Below are 23,983 nucleotides of genomic sequence, written 5' to 3' on the forward strand. Positions count from 1 at the left end.
TTTGCTGTTATCCATACCTAAAAAGTATGCTTTGAACGTGGATTAGCACGAAAAAATGAAAAGATCGATATTGAGGTGAAAAGATGATTGATATTCATAAGCTTAATGCGTTTATCGCTGTGGTTGAGGAAAGTAATATTTCTCGGGCAGCGGTACGTTTGAATATGCAGCAACCGCCTTTAACACGAATTATCAAAAACTTAGAAGATGAATTAGATACGGATTTATTGAAGCGTTTACCGCGTGGCGTAGAGGCAACTGAAGCGGGTAAGGCCTTATACCAAGAAGCACTTACCATACTTGCACACGCTCAGGCTATCCCCAAACGCGTGCAAAATATTTCTAAAGGTTTGGAAGGGCAAATCAATATTGGTTTTACCAACTCAGTTGGCTTACATTCCTTTTTACCTGCTTTACTGCGTAATTTTCGTGAAGTATTTTCAGCGGTGTCTATTCATTTGGAAGAAGATGGCAGTAGCTCCCTGATTGATTCGATCATCAATGAAAAGAATGACATCGTTTTTTTGCGTAAGCCTGCACCGATTGGTTTGGGACTCACCAGTTTGCATGTACTTGATGAGCCCTTAATTGTGGCATTGCCCAATAATCACCCCTTAGCTGAACATCCAGATGCCATCCAGTTACTTGATTTAGAGCCTTATGATTTTGTGCTGTATCGCCGTTTAGCAGGACAAGACTTGTTTGATAATATTTTGGCCAGCTGTTATCAGGCTGGATTTAGTCCAAAGATTGTTCAAGAAGCCCCACGTTTAACGTCGAGTTTAAATCTGATTGCAGCTGGAATTGGTTTGTCGATTGTTCCAGAGGCCATTCGAGATTTTTGGAACAAGCAAATTATTTACAAAGCGCTTAAAGCGGATACGCCGTGTATTGCACCAATTTATGCAGTCTATAAGCAGGCTGCTGAAAATATCCGTTTAAAACATATTTTAAATTTGCTCGCTTAATTTATAGGTTGACTTACTAAAGCTCCAGCTAAATAAGTGGATTTATATATTTTGAATGTTGATGCTGTTCACAGTGATTAAAGATTTAGGCTTAAATTGAGTTTTTTGGAATAATCTATGCTGTGAAATTCTATCTTGAAAACAAAATCAGTGAATCATTGCATTTTTGCTACACATAAAGTCTGAGCTCAAGATTACTATTATTGTTTTAAATTCAAACCTTAGAAATAAAATTGAGGATATCGCTTTGAAATTTGGATTTGTAAAAAGTGTTTTAGCATCTGCAATCATGTTGTCATCTGCACCAGTATGGGCTGAAACAACAGGGCAAATCACTCAAATCACTTCAGCTATTGTGAAAGATCAAAAAAAATCGGGGATTGATCATCAATATTTTGATCAAAATATAAAAGGAAATGATGACTTTTATCAACATGTAAATGGAGGATGGTTGAAAAATACTGAAATTCCTGCAGATAAATCACGGTGGGGAACTTTTGATATTTTGCATGAAGAATCATTAAAACAATTGCATGACATTGTCGATGAGCTTTCAAAACAGCAATTGGTGGAAGGAAGTTCTGAGCAAAAAGTGGCAAGTCTATATGCTAATTTTATGGATGAAAAAAGTATTGAAGCATTGGGGATCCAGCCGATTCAAGCGGAAATTACCAATGTTGATGCATTGAAAAGCAAAAAAGATATTGCGCAATTGGCCGCACATTTTTCACGTATTGGTGTAACCAGCCCTTTTGATGTGGGCATTGACCAAGATATGAAAAATTCAACTGAAATGGTGGCAATGCTTGGACAGAGTGGTTTAGGGTTACCTGATCGTGATTATTATTTAAAAAATGATGCCAAATTTAAGAAAATCCGTTCGCAATATTTAAAGTATATTGAAAAAACTTTAAGCCTAGCTGGAGACAAGCAAGCCGCCCAGCATGCGCAAGGGATTTTAAAATTAGAAACTCAAATCGCCAAGATACAATGGAGTAATGTCCAAAACCGTGATGTAACAAAACTCTATAATATTTATAAAACGCAAGACTTAGCCAAACTTAGTCCAAAAATTGATTGGCAAACTTATCTAGAAAAACAAGAATTGTCCGATAAGATTAAAACCATACAAGTCATTCAACCGAGTTACTTCAAAGGTTTAGGCCCAATTGTTGACAATACCTCATTAGAGGTTTGGAAAGCTTATTTTAAATTTCATTTAGTCAGTGATTTTTCATCACTGCTTAGTCAAGCTTTCGTAGACAATAGCTTTGATTTTTATAGCAAACAGCTCAGAGAAATCAAGGAACAGAAACCACGTTGGAAGCGTGGTGTGCAATTGGTTGAAGGAACTTTAGGTGAAAGTCTGGGCCAGATTTATGTGAAAAAGTATTTTTCTGCTGAGAAAAAACAACGCATGGAAGTCTTGGTGCAAAACTTAATGAAAGCATACTCTCAAAGCATAGACAAACTGGATTGGATGAGTCCAACAACGAAAGTTCAAGCGCAGAAAAAGTTAGCAAGTTTTGCGGTGAAAATTGGTTATCCAAACAAATGGCGTGATTATTCAGCTTTAGAAATCAAAAATAATGACTTGATTGGAAATGTGATCCGTTCACGTGAATTTGAACATCAATATGCCTTAAATAAATTGGGCAAGCCTGTTGATCGTGATGAATGGGGCATGACACCGCAAACCATCAATGCGTATTACAATGCCTCTTTAAATGAAATTGTCTTTCCAGCAGCGATTTTACAACCCCCATTCTTTGATATGGATGCCGATGATGCAGTGAACTATGGGGCGATTGGTGCAATTATCGGACATGAAATCAGTCATGGTTTTGATGATCAAGGCAGTCAATTTGACGAATTGGGCAATATGAAAAATTGGTGGACGGCAGAAGACCATCGAAAATTTAAAGAAAAAACCAATACATTGGTTGCTCAATACAACGCTTATGAGCCAATCAAAGGCTATCATGTCAATGGTGAGTTAACTTTAGGCGAAAATATTGCAGATAACTCTGGATTGGCAATTGCTTACAAAGCTTATCAACTGTCTTTAAATGGCAAGGCTGCGCCAGTATTGGATAATTTAACAGGTGAACAACGCTTTTATATTGGATGGGCACAAGCATGGCGTTCTAAAATTACTGATGCAATGCAAGTTGAATTCTTAAAAAGAGATCCGCATTCACCTGATAAAGTTCGTGGCAATGCTACCTTGCTAAATCAAGCGCCATTTTATGATGCTTTTCATATTCAGCAGGGCGATAAAATGTATTTACCTGCCAATAAACGCGTGACCATTTGGTAATAATCTGACCTAAAAGCCTGCCAAGCTGTATCAACACTTGGCAGCTTTTTAACATTTTTTTCACATGTTGTATAAATAAATCGCAATGGAATAGATGTCTAGATAGAGCTTTTTAAGTTTTAACTTAATTGATTATCTCTAATCATTTTTTTTGTGACTTTTTTATCACTTTATTTCGATAAATAGTTAATAAATTCAATGTAATAAGTTTGTTGTTTTGAGTATTTTAAGATATTTTTATGCATAAATATAATTGAGAAATGTCAGGTGAATTTAAAAATATTCTTATTGTTGAGTGGGGTAGGTTTTGTATTGCAGGGTTGTACAACCATGAATACATCAACATCAGACGCTTTTAAACAATATGCTTCTGCTCAAGAACTCATTGAGAAGTACAATATTAATGAAAACAATAGCGCATCTAAAGAATATGTTTATGATTGGGGATCAAAGCAAAGTGATCAGCAGGTGCAGTCTTTAACACCCAAAAGTTACTTAAACCGTTATTGTAGTGCCAAAGGTGGTCATTTTTCTCAAGTGCAAAAAAGCACAATGAGTTCGGTTAAGGATATTTGGGCAAAAAAATTATTAAATACTTATAGCAGTGTTAAACAGGGGATCGGTGCATACCAATGTACTGAAAGTAATGGTCAGCAATGGTATGTATCTATCGAACCTTTATCTGAGCGTAAACTTGATCAAACTGGAACTCGAGTTGTAAATTTGCAAACCAAAGTTTTATCTTTGGATGAGCTTAACAAATTCTATAACAACAAAAGTAATATGGCGACAGTTACCCAAGAAAAGAAATCTAAAAATAGTCATTCAAAAAGCAGTGATGCAAAAAGCACTGATATAAAAACGAACAATTCAAAAAATATTGCTATCAACAACGTAGCAAAAACTGCCCCTGTTAAAGTCGTGGAAGAAAAAAAGCCAGTCGCCACAATTGCAGATGAAGTAAAAGAAAGACTTCAGCCTGAAAAAATCGTGACTACACCGCAATCACAACAGATGCAATTATATACATCAGCGCGTAAGGATTTAGGGCGGGGGCAAAATCAGATCAATGCCTGTAACAATGCAGAACGCGCCTATAATTATGGACGCTTGCATGGGGCAAGTGGAATCAATGTCTATGCCGAATCAGGTGTAATGGTGGCAAGATGTTTAACCAATGTGCCGGGTTACAGTCAGCGTTTTTCTAATCCGCAAGATCGAGCCAAACGTATTTTACAGAATCTGGCGGCTAATCAAAATCATGCTGTTGCCAAACATATGTTAAAGCAGATTAAGTAATGGAATGGGGTATTTCATCTCAATGGAGTGAAATACCCGAATAAACAAAAAGCTTTATTCATCATTTAATGAGCATTCAAAACTACTCGGATTCTCTTTACAACGAACTTTTTTGAGGAAATTCATCATTTGTGGATCATAAATACCTGATTTAGTCAGTGCAATACGAGATTCACGCATCATTTTGATATAGTTTAGTTGTTCATTGGCTGGGATATTCATCCAATATTTTGCGGGAATTTCTTTTTCATATTTTGCTACGATGTTAAATGTTCTGCCCAATTGACTCGCGACCCAAGTTCGAGATTTTTGTCCAAAGCCTTGAGGGAATTTGTCTTTGCGAATAATAAAATTGGCCGAAATTTGAGTCAGTGGAAATTTTACAATTCCGCCTTTTTCTCCTAGGCCCTTATAGAGCTCAAAAGGTTTAAATGCGACAACAGGTGCAGGAAGAATATCAATTTCATGATTGTTAAATTTAGCGCCTGCACTGGTGACATCAACAGAAACAGCTTGTGCGCCCACTTGTTGAACCAATTTTGGTTGCGCTTCGTCATAACGGAACACCCCAATTTTTTTACCGGCAGCTTTTGCTAAAGTATTGATATTTTTGTCATTTACAAAAAGATATGCTGGGCCAATTGTACCTAATCCTGCAATTTCATAAGGACCATTGACCATTTTCTCCGCTGCTCGAGGTAAAGACAATAATTTATAGGCTGAAATGGCTGTTTTCATATCCGTTAATGCACCGATCGCATCTAAGGAGCCAATATATTTATTAAATTGGCGCCCACGTAAACCACTGATAATGGCACCATCACATTTACCCACTTTTAAGTCTTCTGCGGCGAGCCTTTCGTCAGTAACGGCTCTTAAATCTATATCAGCACCCCAATTTTTTGCTTCAAGTGCATAATCTTTAGCTAGGGCATATGCATCACCTGCTTTACCAACCGGATCAAAAACACATACAACTTGCTTTGCAAAAGCAGGTATTGAAAGTGCGAATAAAGTAGTTATTGTGAGAGTTTGAACCATTTTCATATATATTTCCCTATAAACAGTTATGGCATATCTTATTAAAACGTATGTGCTATTGATGAACTAATGACCATGAGGATTGTTTTTTATGTCAAAAAATCCAACAAATGTAGGTTTTTGAATATAGATTATCGATTGAGATCTGAGATATTGGTCTTTTAGATCTTTAATCAGTTTAAGTTAGATGATGGATTAAGAAAGTATTTTATTTTTGAAATTTGAGATGCTTTCTATTTTTAAATACAACCTAAATATTGAATCGAGTTTAGCACAGCAAACAAGATTATTTTCATTAGTGGTTGTTTACAGAGTCATAACAGGCGAATAGGTAGCGCTTGTGATACAAAGGATTTAATTTCGAATTGGACTTTGTTTATGTCACGCCAAATTTTCTCCTCAATGTATTCTAAATTTTCCCATATGGGTCGTTCTGTATTTATGGCGACGGCATTAATGGGAACAGCACAATTTGCTGTCGCAGGACCAACCGTTGATCAACTTAGCGATTGTTTGGTAAAAGCAACCACAGCAACAGATAAAACTACAGTATTACAGTGGACCTTTGCTGCGTTATCTACACACCCTGATCTAAAAGCATTGAGTAATGTTAGTGATGCACAAAGAACACAACTCGATCAAAAGTTTGCTCAGGTTTTACAACGGGTGATTGTAGAGCAGTGTGCCGCACAGACCAAAGCAGTGATTGCCGCTGAAGGTGTGCAAGCAGTAGGTGACAGTTTCCAAGAGCTAGGTCGTACGACAGGTGAAGATATTATTAAAAACCCTGAAGTGAAAAAACAGTTACAGGGTGTATTGCGTTATATCGACTTAAATAAATTGGTGATGACTTTTTTAACCCCTGATATTTGGAATAAGTTGGGTGTGATTCGTCCATAAATCACTTTACCTTTACAGAGCAAGACTTCTTATCTGTTTAAAGGAGTGGGAGTCTTGATGATTCAATTGAAATAATTATAGAAATTTCAACGAAGCTCTTCTTATTATTGAAAGGGTTTGGGGAGTGGAATGAATGCATCAAGAAAGCTTATTAAAGCTAAATTGAGTCTTTGTGTGTAAAAACGTGGCATTTGAGGATATTTAAAAGATTGGTTTTTTTCAGTGATTGCATGCTATCTTGATGATTTGATTCAAAGAAAGCTTTAGGTCAATTTAATGAATTTTGAAAAACTCTTTTTATATAAACAATGGTCAGATCAGCGGTTATTTAAAGCCGTAGATCAGATCAATCAAGTGCAATATTTAGAAGATTATAATTTTGCCAAGCAACAATTCAATCATATGATCATTGTCGAAGAGCTATTTAGATCTCGACTAGAAAACAAAAAAGCATTGCACACCCAAACCAATACTGAATTTTTACCCTCCTTAGATGAACTTAAGCATCGAATTGCTGAATCACATTTATGGTTTATTGAATTTGTCCAAAATATTCCATCGAATCAACTTGCTGAAATTATTCATTTTCAATTTATAGATAAAAAAACGGGCAGTCTTTCAATAGAAGAGATCTTCTTTCATATCATCAATCATGGAACATACCATAGAGGCAATATCGCACATGCTTTACATCATGCTCAGGTGGTTCATCCTGCCGATACATATACAGTCTTTATTCATCAGTATGAACCTGAACGTAGAGTGGGATAAATCATTATCATGATATATGTAAGATGTTGAATTAAAAAATTAAGTGAATAGATAAATAAACATGGACAAGAAAGCAGTCAAAATTTTACTTAAAACCATTAAAAGCTCGCAGGATCAAAATTTAGAGAGCTGGTTTTATTGGGATACATACATGCAATTCATTACTGAAGATGAGTTTGAATATGCAAAAAGCCATTCCGTTATGTTTGAACAAGAAAAAATAAGTCACAATGAAATCTGTCGAAGAATAAAAACAGCAGTTAATCAAATTGAAAAGCAATCTGTGGTGGATGCATTTATTTACAGTCTAAGTACAAGACGATTGGAGTATCGATCTTTTTTATCAAGTTACTGTATTGGTAAAAGTTTGATTGAACATGACTTTGTTTCCAGTCCAGAACCAAACTCAAATATATGTGCAGTTTGTGGGCTATATACGTATGAGTTTGAAAGACTCATTGAGTTTAATACACTCAATTTCTTTAAATACAAACATGGAAGCTGTACCGATAATTTGATTTCTGTTTTATTTGATTTGGAACAATTTCTTAAATTTCCTGTCGTTGAACCAAGCGATGAAGATTACAACATTCTCAATGAACTCAAAACGATAATAGAGACAGCTCAACCCAATGACAGAATAGCTCAACTTAAAAAGAGTATTTCTAAAGCACTCAATTCCAATGACGATGAGCGTTTGGGGCTTTTAGAGATTTTTGGAGTGATTGGTATTTTGCATGATGACAAGCATTTTGGCTATGCTGAAAAATATGTGACATATCCAGAAAGAGAGCACCGACCGATTAGAAATGATGATGTGAACTATCCAACACGATGGTGGCAAGGACAGTTTGGCGTTGATCGTGAGAAATGGGATTATTGGTTTAATAATAAATGATCAGTAGCGCTCCTCATCTCGTAAACGGAGGGAGAACATTCATTATTGGATGAATAGCATTATTAAGATCATATGAAGCTCCCTCTGGGAGAGGGTTGGGTACCTTCTCACAAAAAAATGACATTGAAAAGAAATAATCTATTTGGATATCTGGGAGAGATTTTAAAAACTAAGGGTATATATTTTATGAACTATAAGATCGCTCTTGAATAGTATCATCTTGCCGATACATATACGGTCTTTATTTATCAGTATGAACCTGAACGTAGAGCGCTTTGATAGTTTAAAAATAGCAGATGATTTTTGCTTTCTGATATTAGAAATAAGTTAGGTATGCGAAATCAATCGTTGTCTCATTTGGTTAAAATTTAATTGTTAAAAATTAACCAATACGTATAATTAATTAAATGATACGTATGAGGTGAAATCTTATGCAAGCGAAATTAACTTTATCTATAGATAAAAAAGTGATTGAACGGGCGAAACTTTATGCTCAGGAACATGAGCAGAGTGTTTCGAGTTTGGTTGAAGCTTATTTAGATCGTATTTCAGCACACACTGAAATTTCGAGTGATGTTCAAGCGCCTATTACTGGACGTTTGACAGGGATGTTTGCCGTTCAAGATCAAGGGCAGGATTATAAAGCATTGCTTTCTGAAGCTCGTATGGAAAAACATAAATGAGCGAGCGGATATTTATTGATTCTGATGTAATTTTGGATGTGGCTTTAGCCCGTCAGCCTTTTGTTGAGGCAAGTCAAACTGTTGTAGCGTTGTATGAGAAAGGGCATTTTACAGGGTGTATTTCTTCGAACAGTGTTGCCAATATTTATTATATTTTGCATAAGTTGGGCGGTGATGAGAAAGCGCATCTTTTTATTCAATAACTTTTAAAAATTTTGGTGATTATCCCTGTCGATCATGTTGGGATTTCTCAAGCACTGGTGTCTAAGTTTTCTGATTTTGAAAATGCAATTCAATATTTTTCTGCGTTGAGTTTTGGTTGTAGCAAAATGGTGACGAGAAATATTCAAGAATATAAATTTGCTGAAATAGGTGTTGTTTTACCGAGTACTTTTGTAGGCTGAAGGTATGTTCCCAGATACAAAATTTTGAGAAAATAATAGATTTAAATGTCTCCCAAATTTTAAAAACTAAACATATAAATACTTTAAACAAAGAAAACCCGCTCTAAAGCGGGTTTTCTTTTAAAATTAAATCAGCTTAACCAATCAATTTCTTCATCAATTCATTGACTTGAGCAGGGTTGGCTTTACCACGAGAGGCTTTCATTACTTGACCAACGAGACCGTTGAATGCTTTCTCTTTACCAGATTTATACTCTTCAACCATCTTCTCATTGGCAGCAAGCACTTCTTTGATAATGGCTTCAATGGCACCTGTATCAGTTTCCTGTTTCAAGCCTTTTTCAGCAATGATGTCATCTGCAGTTTTGCCTTCTTCCCACATAAAGCCAAACACTTGCTTAGCAATCTTACCGCTAATGGTATTGTCAACAATACGTGCGATCATCCCACCCAGTTGTTCTGCTGAAACAGGAGAGTCTTGAAGTTCAAGGCTGGCTTTATTTAAAGCACCAGAGAACTCACCCATCACCCAGTTGGCAGCAACTTTACCTTGAGCCGCGCCGCCAGAAGCAGTAACAACCGCTTCATAGAAGTCAGCCAATTCACGAGATAGAGTCAGTACATGTGCATCATATTCAGTCACAGCAAAGTCTTCGATAAAACGCGCACGACGCGCTTTAGGTAACTCAGGAAGTGCAGCACAAGCAGCTTCGATTTGCTCATTGGCAATGATCACTGGAAGCAAGTCAGGGTCAGGGAAGTAACGGTAATCGTTGGCTTCTTCCTTAGAACGCATTGAACGTGTTTCCATTTTGTTCGGATCGAACAAACGGGTTTCTTGATCAATACGACCGCCATCTTCCAAGATGTCCATTTGACGTTGAATTTCAACATTGATGGCTTGTTCGATAAAACGGAATGAGTTGAGGTTTTTTAACTCACAACGGGTACCAAATGGTTGCCCAGGACGACGTAACGATACGTTACAGTCAGCACGGAATGAACCTTCAGCCATGTTACCGTCAGAAATCCCTAACCAACGCACCAAAGTGTGAATCGATTTGATATAAGCAACAGCTTCTTCAACTGAACGCATATCAGGTTCAGACACGATTTCAAGTAAAGGTGTGCCAGCACGGTTTAAGTCGATACCAGACATGCCTTCGAATTGATCGTGAATTGATTTACCTGCATCTTCTTCCAAATGCGCACGGGTCACGCCTATACGCTTCACTGTGCCATCTTCAAGCTGGATGTCGATATGACCTAGCCCGACGATAGGATTGTCCATCTGGCTGATCTGGTAGCCTTTTGGCGAGTCTGGGTAAAAGTAGTTCTTACGCGCAAATACAGAGGCTTGATCGATATAGGCATCAATCCCCAAACCAAAACGAATCGCAAGATCAACCACTTCTTGGTTTAGCACAGGAAGTACACCCGGCATTGCCAAGTCAACAAGGCTGGCTTGAGTATTCGGATCTTGACCAAATTCAGTTGATGAACCTGAAAAGATTTTAGACTGAGTTGCAAGCTGTGTGTGAATCTCAATACCAATAACGACTTCCCAACCGTCAATCAGCTTTGACACGGACGGTGCTAACTTTTGAGCTTCGGTCATTATGCATTCTCCTCAGCAATTGCCGCACGTTTAGTATGCCAATCTGTATTTTGTTGATATTGATGCACAATTGAAAGCAATTGTGATTCTGACCAATAGTTACCAATTAACTGTAAACCTACTGGGAGATTATTCGTATCAAAACCAACAGGTGCGTTAATGGCTGGTAAGCCCGCTAAGTTCACCGCAAGTGTATAGATATCGCCTAAATACATTTCGGTTGGACTCAAGTTCGCACCGATTTTGTATGCTGTCGTTGGTGCAGATGGCGCTGCAATGACATCGACATTCTCAAAAGCTTTTAAGAAATCCTGTTGGATTAAACGACGAACTTTTTGTGCTTTCACATAATAAGCATCGTAATAACCAGCAGAAAGCGCATAAGTACCAATCAAGATACGACGTTGTACTTCTGCACCAAATGCTTCTGAACGAGAGCGTTTATAGAGATCTAAAATATCTGTTGGGTTTTCACAACGGTAGCCATAGCGAACACCATCATAACGTGACAAGTTAGAAGATGCTTCCGCAGGTGCGATCAAATAATAAGTTGGTACATAGGCTTCAGTCATGTTGAGGTCAATTTCAACCAACGTTGCGCCCATGTCTTGCAATTTTTTCAACGATTCTTCAACACGTGTCTTAACTTCTGTATCGAGGCCTTGAACATTGAAGTATTGTTTTGGAATACCAATACGTAAACCTTTCACAGCTGTTGCATTTAAGTTTGCAACATAGTCATCCACTTCTTTGTTGATAGAGGTTGAATCTTTGAGGTCATGTCCAGCAATGGTGTTCATCAAAAAAGCACAGTCTTCAGCAGAACGTGCCATTGGGCCACCTTGATCCAGTGATGATGCAAACGCAATCATCCCGAAACGAGAGACACGGCCATAAGTCGGTTTAAGACCAGTTAAGCCACAGAAAGAAGCTGGCTGGCGAATTGACCCACCTGTGTCGGTACCTGTTGCCAGCGGTGCAAGATCAGCCGCGACAACAGCAGCCGAACCACCAGAAGAGCCTCCAGGAACATGTTCTAAATTCCATGGGTTTTTAGTCGCACCGTAGAATGAACTTTCAGAGGTTGAACCCATTGCGAATTCATCCATGTTCACTTTACCTAAAGTCACTAGGCCAGCTGCTTTGGTTTTTGCCACTACAGTTGCATCATAAGGTGAAATGAAATTGTCCAGCATTTTTGAACCCGCAGTGGTTTTAATCCCTTGGGTACAAAAAATATCTTTATGCGCCAGTGGAACACCAGTCAATACGCCAGCTGTTCCAGATTTTAGTAAGTTGTCAGCAGCATCAGCTTGTGCCAACGCTTGTTCGGGAGTGACCGTTACATACGATTTGACACGATCATCAATTTTCGCAATACGATCCAAATAATGCTGAGTCAATTCACGAGATGAAAATTGGGCAGATTTTAAGCCTTCTGTCATTTCACGAATCGATAAACGGTGTAAATCAGTCATGAGTACAATTCTTTACGATTAATTTTTTAAAATAAGTTCATTTGATCAAATATTATTCAATCACTCTCGGAACAAGGTACAAACCATCCTGAGTTGCAGGAGCAATGGCTTGATATTCTTCACGATGATTCACTTCAGTCACAACATCTGGACGAAGTGGTTGCGGATTATCAAATGGACTCTTAAGTGGCTCAACACCATCGGTATTGATCGCTTTTAAGGTCTCCATCATTCCTAAGATTTTATTTAAACTTTGAGCATATTCAGCAGATTGCGTATCATTCAGCGACAATCGAGCAAGATTGGCGATTTGCGATACAGTTTGTGCATTTAATTCTGCAGAATGCTGAACATCTGAACTTGACATGATGTCTCACCTAATCAGTTTTAAAAAAATTCAAAATATCGTGCGTTATAATAAGCGATTGACTTGTTCAAATCATCACATTTAGTTAAAGTTGCCATCTTGCGTCCATATAAAGTTTAAACTGAGAACGACCCGTGATTCTAAAACGACTAATTGGCTTGTTTTCGCCAGATCTAGCCATTGATTTAGGTACTGCAAATACACTTATTTATGCACCAGGAAGGGGCATTATATTAAACGAACCGACAGTTGTGGCAATTCGTCACAGTGGTTCGCAGAAAATTGTTGCAGCTGTAGGTTTAGATGCTAAGCAAATGCTTGGTCGTACCCCAGCCAATATTTCTGCAATCCGTCCGATGAAAGATGGTGTTATTGCAGATTTCGAAGTTACTGAAACCATGTTAAATCAATTTATTGGTAAAGTGCATGAAAAACGTTTATTTCCACCTGCACCTCGTGTAGTGGTATGTGTACCATGTAAATCAACATTGGTAGAACGCCGTGCGATTCGTGAAGCTGTGTTTAACGCAGGTGCACGTGATGTACGTTTGATTGAAGAGCCTATGGCTGCTGCGATTGGGGCGGGTATGCCTGTTGAGCAAGCGTGTGGTTCTATGGTCGTAGATGTGGGTGGTGGTACAACTGAAATTGCCATCATTTCCTTACAAGGTTGTGTGTACGCAGATTCTTTACGTATTGGTGGTGATGTTTTTGATGAACAAATTATTAACTATGTACGTAAAGCACATGGTTGTGTAATTGGTGAAACAACGGCTGAAACTATCAAAAAAGAAGTGGGTATGGCTGTTGCTGACGGCACAACTTTAGAAATTGAAGTTCGTGGTCGTAACCTTGCTGAAGGTGTACCGCGTGCGATTACGGTTACCTCAGATGAGATTACCCAAGCGATTTCTGATCCATTACAAAGTATTGTTTCTGCTGTGAAATCGGCACTTGAGCAAACTCCACCTGAGTTATCTTCAGATATCGCTGAGCGTGGTATTGTGCTGACAGGTGGTGGCGCATTACTGCGTAACCTAGATAAGTTGCTTGCTCAAGAAACAGGTCTACCTGTTGTTGTAGCAGAAGATCCTTTAACTTGTGTAACACGTGGTGGCGGTAAAGTCTTAGAATTCTTTGACAATCCAAACCATGATATGCTTTTTGTAGGCTAAACTATACTCGATTAAGTTTAAGGATGAGGCGGTGCAACCGAATCTCTTTTCAAGACAACCGCCATCTTTTCGCTCGTTCATCATTGCGGTCATCACTTGTTTGGTAGTGCTGTTTTTTAACTGGCGCATGCCACAAGTGATTCAACCGGCAAGAGATGTCTTGTATGCGGCATATAATCCAATTTATGCCTTAGCAAGTTATCCTGTATTGTCGAAAGAATGGCTAAATCAACAAACTAAATCTGAGGCTCAGTTACGTCGTGAAAATACTGCGATGCAAGCTGAATTGCTTCAGGCTCAAGTACGTCTGCAAAAACTCTCTGAACTTTCTGCTGAAAATACCCGTTTACGTGGTTTGCTTGATACGCCATTGATTATCGATGGGCGTATGGAAATTGCAGAAGTGATTGGAACCGATGCTGACCCATTGCGCCATATCATTATCATCAACCGCGGTGAAGCTAATCATTTAAAAGTCGGGCAAACCGTTTTAGATGATAAAGGAATCATGGGGCAAATCATCAACGTCTATCCCCATAGTAGTCGCGTTATGTTACTTTCCGATAAAGAACATTCTTTATCTGTACGTTTAGAAAGCTCAGGTATGCGCGCCATCGTGACGGGTACTGGTGATTTAGGACATTTGAAAATGGAATATGTTCCAACAAGTGCCAATATCAAAGTGGGTGATAAGGTCTATAGTTCAGGCTTAGGTCAACATTTTCCAGCCGGTTATTTGGTCGGTTCAGTATCTAAAGTTATGCGTCACAACACGGGTGAGTTTGCGCAAATTGATGTGGTTCCAGCTGCACAATTAGCAGGCGGTCATCATGTTGTGGTACTTTTCTCAGATTCTTTAGCGATGGAGCAGCCAAATGTTGATCGCTAAAAGATTACCTTCTGAAAAGCAACGTAAAGATCCATTATGGATCATTGTTGTATCCATTATTATTGGTTCAATTTTAGTGGTGTATCCGATGTCCTATGCGATAGCAGGATGGCGACCACTATATATGTTTTTGATCATGCTGTTTTGGGTGTTGTGTCAACCTACATGGTGTGGAATTTGGTTTGCATTTACCATGGGTCTATTTACCGATCTATTATTAGATGCACCTTTGGGGATGAATGCGTTGAGCTATGTGCTGATTGCATTTTTAACTCGTTATTTTATTCGAGAAAGACGTGTGCTGACATTTAGTAATCTTTGGATTATTAGTATGTTTGCAATCCTAGCACATTTGGTATTTACCTTTATGGCACAAGTGATGGCAGGTACGCATTTTTCGATTACCCGTCATTGGCAGACATTGGTTTCGAGTATTTTTTGCTGGCCAGTTCTTTATTATTTATTAAGAAGATGGCGCATTTAATTCTGGCCTCAGGCTCGCCAAGGCGTAAAGAGCTGCTTTTACAAGTGGGCTTGGATTTTAGCATCCACAGCCCAGATATTGATGAATCTGTCTTAGAGCATGAACAGATTGAGCAGTATGTACAACGTTTGGCTGAAAGCAAAGCCAAAGTGGTATTGAAATTGTACCCGCAAAGCACTGTCATTGCAGCAGATACAAGCTTGGTTTTTGCCAATCAAATTATTGGTAAGCCAACATCTAAGCAGCATGCTTTTGAAATATGGACATTATTGTCAGGTCAAAAACATGAAGTATTGACAGGTGTTTGCGTTGCAAATGCACATCAATTATTGAGTGTCGTGGTTCGCACGCAAGTTGAGTTCCAACAATTCAGTCTGAATGATATGGAAGAATATTGGGCTACAGGTGAACCTTTGGGGAAAGCTGGCGCATATGCAATTCAAGGCATTGCGGCAAAGTATGTGATAGGTATAAATGGTAGTTATAGCAATGTGGTTGGGTTACCGTTGCATGAAACGATACAGTTACTTGATCGTATAGATCAGCGCAGTTGAGGCACTAAATTAACTGCTGAAAAGAATTTTTATAATGTTTTGAGTTTAGTTATGTCTGACGAGTTATTGATTAACGTCACACCTATGGAATGTCGTGTGGCGCTAATTCAAAATGGTACGGTTAACGAACTGTTTGTTGAGCGGACTGTTAAACGCGGGTTAGTCGGGAATATTTATAAAGGAAAAGTTGTCCGTGTACTTCCAGGGATGCAAGCAGCCTTTGTGGATATTGGCTTATCACGTACTGCATTCTTACATATCAATGATATGATTTGGTCGCGTAATCAACCTACGCCGAATGTCTTTGAGTTATTACAACCCGGTCAAATTCTGACAGTTCAAGTGATGAAAGATATGTTGGGTACTAAAGGTGCACGACTGAGTACAGATCTTTCTATCCCATCTCGTTATCTTGTTTTGATGCCATATGGCAGCCATATTGGGGTATCACAGCGGATTGAGTCCGAAGAAGAGCGTGACCGTTTACGTTCAATGATTGAAAGGATTCAAAGTGAGCATAAGTTGCCTGGTTCGGTCATTGTACGTACAGCTGCTGAAGGCATTGAAGAGGCTTCAATTGCTCAAGATATGGCGTATTTAGCCAAGCTTTGGGAATTTATTCAGAAAAAACAAAAAATTATTGCAGTTCCTTCGTTGATTTTTGAAGAGCTTCCTTTACCACAACGTGTTATTCGCGACTTAGCCAATGATGATACGGCAACGATTTATGTCGATTCAAGAGAAATACATGCCAAGTTGCAAGAGTTCGTTTGTGAATTTGTACCGAGTATGGAAAGCCGTTTGCAGCATTATCCTGGTGAACGTCCACTTTTTGATTTGTACAATGTCGAAGAAGATATTCAAAAAGCATTACAAACCCGAGTTGCATTGAAGTCGGGTGGTTATCTGATGATTGATCAGACTGAGGCGATGACTACAATTGATGTCAATACAGGTTCCTATGTCGGTGGTCGTACACTAGAAGACACTGTGTTTAAAACCAATATGGAAGCAACTCAAGTGATTGCACGCCAATTACGTTTACGTAATTTGGGTGGCATTATTATTATCGACTTCATTGATATGCAGGAAGCTGTACATCGTGAAGAGGTCATGAATCAATTTGATAAAATGCTTGAACGTGACCATGCAAAAACTAAAATTACTCAAGTTTCCGAACTTGGCTTAGTTGAAATGACACGTAAACGTACACGTGAATCTTTGGAGCATTTGTTGTGTGAATCATGCCCAACATGTCAAGGGCGCGGATTTGTGAAAACAGCTGAGACAGTATGTTACGAAATTTTTCGAGAAATCTTAAGATATACCCGTGCTTATGAGTCTAAGAGTGGCTTTACTGTTATAGGTCATCCATCTGTAATTGATCGCCTGCTCACTGCGGAAGCCCCAGCAGTCGCGGATTTAGAGCATTTTATTAATCGTGTGATTAAATTCCAAGTCGAAAATTTATACACGCAAGAGCAATACGATATCATTTTAAGTTGAAATTGTAACAGGATATCGTTAAACAGTTGTTACATCTGAAATTTTACTTTTAGGACTGATTTCACAATACTAGATTACAAAGGTAGCCAAAGACTTTCTCCCTTCCACAGTCTTAGCAAGTGAGGTCAAAAATGAGTGTAAGTGAACAATTAATCAGTCGTAGTATAAAACATGTATTGGAAAGCCAACCTAAAAATACATGTGTCATGTTAGATGACAATGGTCAAGAAGTGAAAATTACCAAAGACATGGTTGTAAATGTCTGTCATCAACTGTTAAACAAGTGTCGTAATGTTAAAGATTAAGGGGCATTAATTAGCCCCTTAATTTTGAATCAATTTATGTTTTATATTTAAATTAACCCTAAAATAAAATCAATTATAAAATCAATTATAAAATCTTATACTGACTTTCGTTCGGCAATAGATTCTTTCAGTTTGGCTTGAGTATCTGCTTTTGTTTGAGCATTTGGCTTTTTATCGGCAAGTTCAACTGCATTTTTCTCAGCAATAATGTGCTCAAATTTTTGGATTTCATTTTCTAAATGAGTCAGAAGATTTTGCAATTTAGGCAGAGATTTACGGCAACCGGTTAAACCCACTTCTAATTTGTCTAAATAACTAGTCATGGTGATATTCAGTGCTTGACCATCCAAAACAATAGAAACAGGGTATAGGGCATCTAATTTAGCGCCATTCCAATACAAAGGTTCACGTGGTCCAGGTACATTGGAAATAATCACATTAAATGCCTGACGCTTTGGCATAAGTCCTGATGCAATATTGATGCCTGCTGCACCAAAAACGAAAGCACTATAGTTTAAGATTTGATCGGAACCCATACGTTTAAAACGATTTTTTGCATTTTGTACACTGCGCTTAATGATGTCTAAACGTTCTAACGGACTCTCTTTATGGGTTCCTAAATTTGCCAAAATCATGGTGATACGATTACTCATATCTGAGTCATCATCACGTAATGAGGCAGGAACCATTGCAATCAGTGGCTTTTTCGGTAAAGCCTCTTGTGTGATTAAATAATCACGTAACGCGCCCGCACAGACAGCCAGTACTACATCATTAATCGTGACGCCAAGAGCTTTGGAAATATCTCTGAAACGGTCAAGTTCAAAGGACTGGGCAGCGAAACGACGTGATGAACTTACGCGTTGGTTAAATAAACTACTGGGTGCTTGAAAGCTTGAAACATAATCGGGGTTTTTCCCCATTTCTTTAAATACAGTTTGGAACAGCTCTTGGGTGACCTTGGGGGCTGCTTCAACTTGTCCTTTTAGTGCAGAGAATATTTTTTTAGCTTTATCCAGTTTGGTTTCCTTTAAACGTTTTGCACGTTTACCTTCGACACACCAAGGAGGAATAATAGTTTTGGAATCAGCATCTTTTGAAAATGATTTTTCTAAAAGACGCATACCTGCTACACCATCAATCATGGCATGGTGGATTTTAAAGTACATGGCAAAACGATTGCCTTCAATGCCTTCAATAATATGACAAGTCCAAAGTGGCTTTGCTCGGTCAATCAGTGAACTGTGTTCTTGTGAAATATAAATCAATAATTCACGGATACGTCCTGGATGAGGTAATGCGATATGACGGAAATGATGATCAATATCAAATTCTTCATCTTCATCCCAAAACATACCACTTAAGCGATTGTTAAAAGGTGGGACCGGGATAGATTTTGAGTTACGAATATCCGCAACGAGATCTTGAATGAATGTAGAAGGCGCATGTTCGGGTATTTCAAATAAGAATAACCCACCAACATGCATGGGTTGTTGACGTTTTTCTAAATTTAAAAAAATAAAATCAATGGGGTGTAATGGGCGCATAGTCTTGGATTGCCTCACTGCAATTTCTACCACAACTCATTTATGAGTTGGTGAATTGTTAGAATTATAGAACCGTGTAACTTGGGTCTGTTGATCATTCATCCATGGTTACAACGATGACATGTTGGAAAACAATTTGTACATCGCTGCGTCTTGTGGTGCCGACAAAGCAGTGCTTTGTAGATACTCAGTGTATAGCTAAAATTATCTCAGTCTGTGTGATGAAACTTGAAAATAGTATTGCTATTTTTACATGTCGTTACCTACTCAACTCTAGCCCACAACGCAAGCTATAGGGGAAATATCAACAAATCTTAGTATAAAACTTTTCTAAGCGTAAAATCCAAGCATTTCGATGAACGATAAGTTAATAAGAAGCCATGAGTTTTCATGACTTTTTCTACTATTACTTTTTTAAGTTACCTGCATGTAAGCCACATTCTTTATGCGTTGCTTCTTCCCACCACCAACGGCCTTCGCGTTCATGTTGATTTGGCAATACTGGACGGGTACATGGTTCACAGCCAATTGAGATAAAACCCTTTTCATGTAATGGATTATAAGGAATCTCCATCATACGAATATAGTTCCATACATCCGCACTGGACCAATTTGCCAATGGATTATATTTAATTAGTTGTTTCCCTTCACCAGAAAAACCACTATCCACTTGAATAACTGGTATTTCTGTACGTGTGCCTGGACTTTGATCTTTGCGTTGTCCTGTGATCCAGCCATCTAAAGTGGCTAATTTTTTACGTAAGGGCTGAACTTTACGAATACCACAGCATTCTTTATGATCATCTTGATAGAAACTAAATAAGCCTTTTTCATTAACCAATTGTTGAACGGCATCAGCTTCAGGAAAGCAAATTTCAATTTTAATCCCATAGTGCTTACGAACTGTTTCAAGAAATTGATAGGTTTCAGGATGTAAACGGCCAGTATCTAAACTAAAAACACGAAATGGTTTGCCTAAATTATGTGCCATATCGATAAGAACAACGTCTTCTGCGCCAGAAAATGAAATTGCAATTTCACCTTCCTGAGAAAGCGCAAGTTCTAAAATTTCAGAAGGTGATTTGTCGGCATACTCAGTCGCAAGTGCGTCCACAAGATCTATGGTTGGAATGGCGGTCATATCTGCTCCTGGCAGTTAGCTTGAAGCTACATTTTTCGTAAACATATTCAAAAGATATTTGAATTTAAGCATTTTGGCAAAAATTAGCTCAATTCAACTTCTGTGAATTGCTGCTTTTGACAATCAAGATATTTTAAAGTAAATGAAATATGCCACTTAGCAGATTAATTAAAATGCTTATGAATAAAACAGATTTGTAAACATTTACAAGCCTTATGCATAACCAAATGAAATAGATTTGCTGTAAAAACTTTCAGCATTCTTTTTAAACTTTAGTGCTATGATAAGCCCAAAATTTTTAACTGACATTTGGGAGAACCCATGGAAATCGTATGTCTTGATCTTGAGGGTGTATTGGTACCAGAAATCTGGATCAATTTTGCTAAAAAAACAGGAATCAAAGAATTAGAAGCAACAACTCGTGATATCCCTGACTACGATGTGTTGATGACTCAACGCTTAAATATTCTTAAACAGCATGGTCTAGGCTTAAATGACATTCAAGCTGTGATTGCAGACATGGGGCCATTTCCGGGTGCAAAAGAGTTTGTAGAATGGTTACGTACCCATTTTCAGTTGATTATTCTTTCAGATACATTTTATGAGTTTGCACATCCGTTGATGCAACAGTTAGGTTGGCCAACAATTTTCTGTCATAAATTAGAAACTGATGAAAATGGTATGATCACTGCGTATAAATTGCGTCAACCTGATCAAAAGCGTGAAGCTGTAAAAGCATTACATGGTCTAAATTACCGTGTCATCGCAGCAGGCGATTCGTATAACGATACAACAATGTTGGGTGAAGCTGATCATGGTTTCTTATTTGATGCGCCTGAAAATGTGATTCGTGAATTTCCACAGTTCCCACCAATTCATGGCTATGACGCCCTTAAAGAAGCAATTCGCAAAGCATCTATCCGTGATATTCCTGCTTAATCTAAGATTTAAATCCAAAGGCGCTCAATGCGCCTTTTGTTTTGCTTTGATTTTTAACATACTTTAGTGGATGTTCTGTTTATTTTTAAAAGCAAAAACAAACGCCAAGCTGGCCAACAAAATAATCATACAAATATAGACATCTGCTGTAAAAATTAAGCCAACTTTATTGACAAAGTATCCAGCAATAATCGCAGGTATACTAAAGGCCAAATAGCTTTCAACAAAAAACGCGGCCATTAAACCTGCACGTTGTTCAGGTAAAGCTAAGGGCATTACAGCACGAATTGCACCCATAAAACCTGTACCAAAGCCAATCCCAGTCACCACAGCACCAATAAACAATAAGATTGGTTGCACCAGATGAATGCCAAGCAAAATAACACTTGAGCCCAAGACAATCGTAATTGCAGCAGTAATTAGAATTTTAAATGTTGACGCATTGCGCAGTGTTAAAATCCCAACAGCCCCTGAAACTGATAGAGTAATAAACATCATGCCATTCAGCCATGCCGATTGCACATGGAAAGCTTGAGCCAGCAATGAAGGCATTAACGAGAGGAAGAACCCACTGACCATCCATAACGAGATATTAATTGGACTTACGATCAAGAGTGCTTTTCGGGTTTGTACTGGAATAGTCAGTTGCGGTTTTAATGATGCCAAAGCACCCACACGTTTAGTTGCTGTTTCAGGGCTAAAAATTGCGATAAAGCTGGTAGATACAAAAAGAAAGATGAGTATTTCAAAAATTAGTGTCAATGGAACAGTTGAAAACTCTAAAACAATACAGGTCATCAGCATACCCGCAGCCATGCCGAGCATGGGAGAAATACTATTAATTAAAGAACCCTGTGTTTTACTTAAATCAAGTAAAGCTGCTCCAAATGTAGATGCGGCTAAAGCCGTGGCAATACCTTGCAAACCTCGTGCGATAAACAGCATTTCGATATTGGATGCAAACAAGAAAAAGCCCATGGACATAATTTCTAAAATCAATGCCACAAAAATAACTGGCTTACGTCCAATATAATCAGACAATGATCCTGCCACCAATAAGGTTAATAGCAATGCAAACGCATAGGTGGCAAAGATAAGCGTTAATAAAACAGGAGAAAAATGGAAGTGTTGTTGATACAAACGATATAACGGTGTTGGTGAGCTTGAGGCTGCCAAAAAGGTCATCAGGGTAAAAGTATGTGTGTACAGTGCAGCATTATGGCTTAATTTATAGGAAGTCACTTGACGATTAAAATTAGAGTTGCGCATAATCAACATGTACATAAAAGCTATTAATTAGCTTTTATACCGTATTTTGGATTAAACACAAAGGTTTAGCTAAGATGATTTTTGCTTAAAGCTGTTCTTTAATTATTAACCCATTGATAGATTTTCATTTATAGATTTGTAGTGATTTGCTGATGACGAAAGTGATTACAGGTTTGCGTCCCGGTGGGCGCAGTGCACGAATACAAGCTGCAGTTCATAATGCAGTGCAAACATTACAGCAAAATGTTGCTGTGGCAGATTTGACGATTCCGATGATTGCTGAATTTGCAGGGGTCACCCCCTCTACGATCTATCGACGTTGGGGAGATTTATCTCAACTGCTTGCAGATGTTGGCTTTAATATTTTACATCCAGACAGTGTACCTGCGGATCTTGGTAGTTTTAAGCAAGACTTATATGCATGGATGGAGCAATATTTTGAGGAATATGCCTCACCCGTTGGGCGTACAATCTTAAGCGATATTGTGGCGGAAAATGATTCGCCGACCTCTGGTAAGTGTTATGACTTTTTGATTCAACAGTTAGACATTATCCAGCAACGTGCCCAGCAAAGGAATGAAACAAGCATCGAAAATCAACTGATTATTGAAATTGTTATTGCACCGATGTTACATCGGATTCTATTTACCGAACAAGAATCGAGTTTGGACTATATTTACCATTTATTAGCGCGTTTATTTAATTTTGCGGATGTCCTTAAAAACACGACATCCGATTTAGTCAAATAAACAGCTGCAATCATTTCGGCTTTGAGAAAAAATTAAAGCGCGCCTCGAATTAAAGGATAAATATTATCTAGCAGAATTTTCTGTGCCGTTGCATTGGGGTGGATTAAGTCTTTTTGCATCAAACTTTTATTGCCTGCAATTCCATTCATAAAAAACGGATGCATTTTAACTTTGTATTGTTGGCTTAGGGTTTGGTAATTTTTCTCAAAAGCTTGGCTATAAGCTGCGCCATAATTCGGTGGAATTTTCATACCCAATAAAATGACCGTGGCTTGGCTGTTCTGGCTTTGTTGAATTAATTGCGCAAGATTTTTATGAATCATTTGTGGCGGTTGACCGCGTAAACCATCATTGCCACCCAACTCAATCACCACGATATCAGGTTTATGGCTTTGTAATAGTTTTGGAAAACGCGCCAACGCACCACTGGTGGTTTCACCACTTACACTGGCATTCACCACATTATGTTGTTTAGGAAATTGTTGGTTTAAGCGTTGCTGTAGCAAGAAAACCCAGCCTTGTTGTGGGCTAATACCATAACCCGCACTTAAGCTATCACCTAAAATCATGATTGTTTTTGCAAAACTACTAACGGGCAACAGACAGAATATGCTAAAAAATAAACAATGAATTAGATTTTTCATCATTTTCAAATTTAACAATTTTTTGATTTGCATA

25 protein-coding genes are annotated in these 23,983 nt (G+C 38.2%); 17 read left to right on the forward strand and 8 right to left on the reverse strand.

Going from position 1 to position 23,983, the window contains the following annotated elements:
* The first annotated feature begins 83 nt into the window (after positions 1-83).
* The 3 genes from AC4CVF_RS02270 (at position 84) to AC4CVF_RS02280 (ending at position 4,587) form a co-directional block, all read left to right on the forward strand.
* The gene (locus AC4CVF_RS02270) at positions 84-968 is read left to right on the forward strand and encodes a LysR family transcriptional regulator (RefSeq protein ID WP_336951872.1); all 885 of its coding nucleotides are present in this window, start codon (positions 84-86) and stop codon (positions 966-968) included.
* 247 nt (positions 969-1,215) lie between these two features.
* A complete protein-coding gene (locus AC4CVF_RS02275; protein ID WP_490788833.1) occupies positions 1,216-3,288 on the forward strand; it encodes a M13 family metallopeptidase in 2,073 nt (690 codons plus the stop codon).
* Between the two features lie 267 nt (positions 3,289-3,555).
* A complete protein-coding gene (locus AC4CVF_RS02280; protein WP_490788834.1) occupies positions 3,556-4,587 on the forward strand; it encodes a hypothetical protein in 1,032 nt (343 codons plus the stop codon).
* 54 nt (positions 4,588-4,641) lie between these two features.
* On the opposite strand, the gene AC4CVF_RS02285 is transcribed toward AC4CVF_RS02280, so the two are convergent.
* Complete coding sequence (locus tag AC4CVF_RS02285; RefSeq protein WP_336951869.1) at positions 4,642-5,634, reverse strand: putative solute-binding protein; 993 nt, start codon at positions 5,632-5,634, stop codon at positions 4,642-4,644.
* 372 nt (positions 5,635-6,006) lie between these two features.
* On the opposite strand from AC4CVF_RS02285, the gene AC4CVF_RS02290 reads away from it, so the two are divergent.
* From AC4CVF_RS02290 to AC4CVF_RS02315, 6 genes are all read left to right on the forward strand, one after another.
* Entirely contained in the window at positions 6,007-6,528 is a 522-nt protein-coding gene (locus tag AC4CVF_RS02290; RefSeq protein WP_336951868.1) for a hypothetical protein, read from the forward strand.
* 276 nt (positions 6,529-6,804) lie between these two features.
* The gene (locus tag AC4CVF_RS02295; RefSeq protein WP_336951867.1) at positions 6,805-7,299 is read left to right on the forward strand and encodes a DinB family protein; all 495 of its coding nucleotides are present in this window, start codon (positions 6,805-6,807) and stop codon (positions 7,297-7,299) included.
* A gap of 151 nt (positions 7,300-7,450) precedes the next feature.
* On the forward strand, positions 7,451-8,197 hold the full coding sequence (locus tag AC4CVF_RS02300) for a hypothetical protein (RefSeq protein ID WP_490788835.1): 747 nt from the start codon (positions 7,451-7,453) through the stop codon (positions 8,195-8,197).
* Positions 8,198-8,628: 431 nt separating this feature from the next.
* On the forward strand, positions 8,629-8,880 hold the full coding sequence (locus AC4CVF_RS02305; protein WP_239045162.1) for a DUF6364 family protein: 252 nt from the start codon (positions 8,629-8,631) through the stop codon (positions 8,878-8,880).
* Positions 8,877-9,083, forward strand: coding sequence for a PIN domain-containing protein (locus AC4CVF_RS02310; protein WP_490788836.1), 207 nt, complete (start codon positions 8,877-8,879; stop codon positions 9,081-9,083). Before AC4CVF_RS02305 ends, AC4CVF_RS02310 begins: the two co-directional genes overlap by 4 nt.
* A gap of 15 nt (positions 9,084-9,098) precedes the next feature.
* Positions 9,099-9,284 (forward strand): toxin-antitoxin system, toxin component, PIN family protein, encoded by a 186-nt coding sequence (locus AC4CVF_RS02315; RefSeq protein WP_490788837.1) that lies wholly within the window; start codon positions 9,099-9,101, stop codon positions 9,282-9,284.
* Positions 9,285-9,420: 136 nt separating this feature from the next.
* On the opposite strand, the gene gatB is transcribed toward AC4CVF_RS02315, so the two are convergent.
* The 3 genes from gatB to gatC are packed head-to-tail and all read right to left on the reverse strand — an operon-like array spanning position 9,421 to position 12,747.
* The gene (gatB, locus tag AC4CVF_RS02320) at positions 9,421-10,902 is read right to left on the reverse strand and encodes an Asp-tRNA(Asn)/Glu-tRNA(Gln) amidotransferase subunit GatB (protein ID WP_490788838.1); all 1,482 of its coding nucleotides are present in this window, start codon (positions 10,900-10,902) and stop codon (positions 9,421-9,423) included.
* Positions 10,902-12,380, reverse strand: coding sequence for an Asp-tRNA(Asn)/Glu-tRNA(Gln) amidotransferase subunit GatA (gatA, locus tag AC4CVF_RS02325; protein WP_336951863.1), 1,479 nt, complete (start codon positions 12,378-12,380; stop codon positions 10,902-10,904). The genes gatB and gatA overlap by 1 nt, the downstream gene beginning before the upstream one ends.
* Positions 12,381-12,432: 52 nt before the next feature.
* Entirely contained in the window at positions 12,433-12,747 is a 315-nt protein-coding gene (gene gatC / locus AC4CVF_RS02330; RefSeq protein ID WP_336951862.1) for an Asp-tRNA(Asn)/Glu-tRNA(Gln) amidotransferase subunit GatC, read from the reverse strand.
* 134 nt (positions 12,748-12,881) lie between these two features.
* On the opposite strand from gatC, the gene AC4CVF_RS02335 reads away from it, so the two are divergent.
* The 6 genes from AC4CVF_RS02335 (at position 12,882) to AC4CVF_RS02360 (ending at position 17,660) form a co-directional block, all read left to right on the forward strand.
* A complete protein-coding gene (locus AC4CVF_RS02335; protein WP_004717418.1) occupies positions 12,882-13,922 on the forward strand; it encodes a rod shape-determining protein in 1,041 nt (346 codons plus the stop codon).
* A 31-nt stretch (positions 13,923-13,953) separates the two neighbouring features.
* Positions 13,954-14,811, forward strand: a complete 858-nt coding sequence (mreC, locus tag AC4CVF_RS02340; protein ID WP_004717416.1) for a rod shape-determining protein MreC — start codon at positions 13,954-13,956, stop codon at positions 14,809-14,811.
* On the forward strand, positions 14,798-15,295 hold the full coding sequence (mreD, locus tag AC4CVF_RS02345; protein ID WP_336951861.1) for a rod shape-determining protein MreD: 498 nt from the start codon (positions 14,798-14,800) through the stop codon (positions 15,293-15,295). Before mreC ends, mreD begins: the two co-directional genes overlap by 14 nt.
* On the forward strand, positions 15,283-15,849 hold the full coding sequence (locus AC4CVF_RS02350; protein ID WP_336951859.1) for a Maf family nucleotide pyrophosphatase: 567 nt from the start codon (positions 15,283-15,285) through the stop codon (positions 15,847-15,849). The genes mreD and AC4CVF_RS02350 overlap by 13 nt, the downstream gene beginning before the upstream one ends.
* A gap of 51 nt (positions 15,850-15,900) precedes the next feature.
* Positions 15,901-17,355, forward strand: coding sequence for a ribonuclease G (rng, locus tag AC4CVF_RS02355; protein ID WP_336951858.1), 1,455 nt, complete (start codon positions 15,901-15,903; stop codon positions 17,353-17,355).
* A 131-nt stretch (positions 17,356-17,486) separates the two neighbouring features.
* Positions 17,487-17,660: a PA1571 family protein gene (locus AC4CVF_RS02360; protein WP_004717412.1), complete on the forward strand. Its 174-nt coding sequence runs from the start codon at positions 17,487-17,489 to the stop codon at positions 17,658-17,660.
* A gap of 95 nt (positions 17,661-17,755) precedes the next feature.
* Here AC4CVF_RS02360 and AC4CVF_RS02365 read toward each other — a convergent pair whose 3' ends face one another.
* Both AC4CVF_RS02365 and AC4CVF_RS02370 read right to left on the reverse strand, forming a co-directional pair.
* Positions 17,756-19,207 carry a WS/DGAT/MGAT family O-acyltransferase gene (locus AC4CVF_RS02365; RefSeq protein ID WP_490788839.1) on the reverse strand — a complete coding sequence of 484 codons (1,452 nt, stop codon included), beginning with the start codon at positions 19,205-19,207 and terminating at the stop codon, positions 17,756-17,758.
* Between the two features lie 406 nt (positions 19,208-19,613).
* Positions 19,614-20,348: a phosphoadenylyl-sulfate reductase gene (locus tag AC4CVF_RS02370; RefSeq protein WP_336951854.1), complete on the reverse strand. Its 735-nt coding sequence runs from the start codon at positions 20,346-20,348 to the stop codon at positions 19,614-19,616.
* A 321-nt stretch (positions 20,349-20,669) separates the two neighbouring features.
* Here AC4CVF_RS02370 and thrH point away from each other — a divergent pair, with 321 nt between their 5' ends.
* Positions 20,670-21,287 (forward strand): bifunctional phosphoserine phosphatase/homoserine phosphotransferase ThrH, encoded by a 618-nt coding sequence (gene thrH / locus AC4CVF_RS02375; protein ID WP_004717409.1) that lies wholly within the window; start codon positions 20,670-20,672, stop codon positions 21,285-21,287.
* A 63-nt stretch (positions 21,288-21,350) separates the two neighbouring features.
* Here the strand turns inward: thrH and AC4CVF_RS02380 are convergent, their stop codons facing one another.
* Entirely contained in the window at positions 21,351-22,556 is a 1,206-nt protein-coding gene (locus tag AC4CVF_RS02380; protein WP_336951852.1) for an MFS transporter, read from the reverse strand.
* 152 nt (positions 22,557-22,708) lie between these two features.
* Between AC4CVF_RS02380 and AC4CVF_RS02385 the strand changes: the two genes are divergently transcribed.
* Positions 22,709-23,305: a TetR-like C-terminal domain-containing protein gene (locus tag AC4CVF_RS02385; RefSeq protein WP_336951850.1), complete on the forward strand. Its 597-nt coding sequence runs from the start codon at positions 22,709-22,711 to the stop codon at positions 23,303-23,305.
* Between the two features lie 32 nt (positions 23,306-23,337).
* Here AC4CVF_RS02385 and AC4CVF_RS02390 read toward each other — a convergent pair whose 3' ends face one another.
* On the reverse strand, positions 23,338-23,952 hold the full coding sequence (locus tag AC4CVF_RS02390; protein ID WP_419359381.1) for an arylesterase: 615 nt from the start codon (positions 23,950-23,952) through the stop codon (positions 23,338-23,340).
* Positions 23,953-23,983: the final 31 nt, after the last annotated feature.

It is taken from the genome of Acinetobacter sp. LipI_19 (genome assembly GCF_058242925.1).

Coding starts and splice junctions, on each gene's coding strand:
- gatC (WP_336951862.1), bottom strand. CDS start 12,747: ATGTCAAGTTCAGATGTTCAGCATTCTGCAGAATTAAATGCACAAACT.
- AC4CVF_RS02290 (WP_336951868.1), top strand. CDS start 6,007: ATGTCACGCCAAATTTTCTCCTCAATGTATTCTAAATTTTCCCATATG.
- AC4CVF_RS02365 (WP_490788839.1), bottom strand. CDS start 19,207: ATGCGCCCATTACACCCCATTGATTTTATTTTTTTAAATTTAGAAAAA.
- AC4CVF_RS02350 (WP_336951859.1), top strand. CDS start 15,283: ATGGCGCATTTAATTCTGGCCTCAGGCTCGCCAAGGCGTAAAGAGCTG.
- thrH (WP_004717409.1), top strand. CDS start 20,670: ATGGAAATCGTATGTCTTGATCTTGAGGGTGTATTGGTACCAGAAATC.
- AC4CVF_RS02285 (WP_336951869.1), bottom strand. CDS start 5,634: ATGAAAATGGTTCAAACTCTCACAATAACTACTTTATTCGCACTTTCA.
- gatA (WP_336951863.1), bottom strand. CDS start 12,380: ATGACTGATTTACACCGTTTATCGATTCGTGAAATGACAGAAGGCTTA.
- AC4CVF_RS02360 (WP_004717412.1), top strand. CDS start 17,487: ATGAGTGTAAGTGAACAATTAATCAGTCGTAGTATAAAACATGTATTG.
- AC4CVF_RS02370 (WP_336951854.1), bottom strand. CDS start 20,348: ATGACCGCCATTCCAACCATAGATCTTGTGGACGCACTTGCGACTGAG.
- AC4CVF_RS02300 (WP_490788835.1), top strand. CDS start 7,451: ATGCAATTCATTACTGAAGATGAGTTTGAATATGCAAAAAGCCATTCC.
- AC4CVF_RS02295 (WP_336951867.1), top strand. CDS start 6,805: ATGAATTTTGAAAAACTCTTTTTATATAAACAATGGTCAGATCAGCGG.
- AC4CVF_RS02390 (WP_419359381.1), bottom strand. CDS start 23,952: ATGATGAAAAATCTAATTCATTGTTTATTTTTTAGCATATTCTGTCTG.
- gatB (WP_490788838.1), bottom strand. CDS start 10,902: ATGACCGAAGCTCAAAAGTTAGCACCGTCCGTGTCAAAGCTGATTGAC.
- AC4CVF_RS02310 (WP_490788836.1), top strand. CDS start 8,877: ATGAGCGAGCGGATATTTATTGATTCTGATGTAATTTTGGATGTGGCT.
- AC4CVF_RS02385 (WP_336951850.1), top strand. CDS start 22,709: ATGACGAAAGTGATTACAGGTTTGCGTCCCGGTGGGCGCAGTGCACGA.
- AC4CVF_RS02380 (WP_336951852.1), bottom strand. CDS start 22,556: ATGCGCAACTCTAATTTTAATCGTCAAGTGACTTCCTATAAATTAAGC.
- mreD (WP_336951861.1), top strand. CDS start 14,798: ATGTTGATCGCTAAAAGATTACCTTCTGAAAAGCAACGTAAAGATCCA.
- AC4CVF_RS02305 (WP_239045162.1), top strand. CDS start 8,629: ATGCAAGCGAAATTAACTTTATCTATAGATAAAAAAGTGATTGAACGG.
- rng (WP_336951858.1), top strand. CDS start 15,901: ATGTCTGACGAGTTATTGATTAACGTCACACCTATGGAATGTCGTGTG.
- AC4CVF_RS02270 (WP_336951872.1), top strand. CDS start 84: ATGATTGATATTCATAAGCTTAATGCGTTTATCGCTGTGGTTGAGGAA.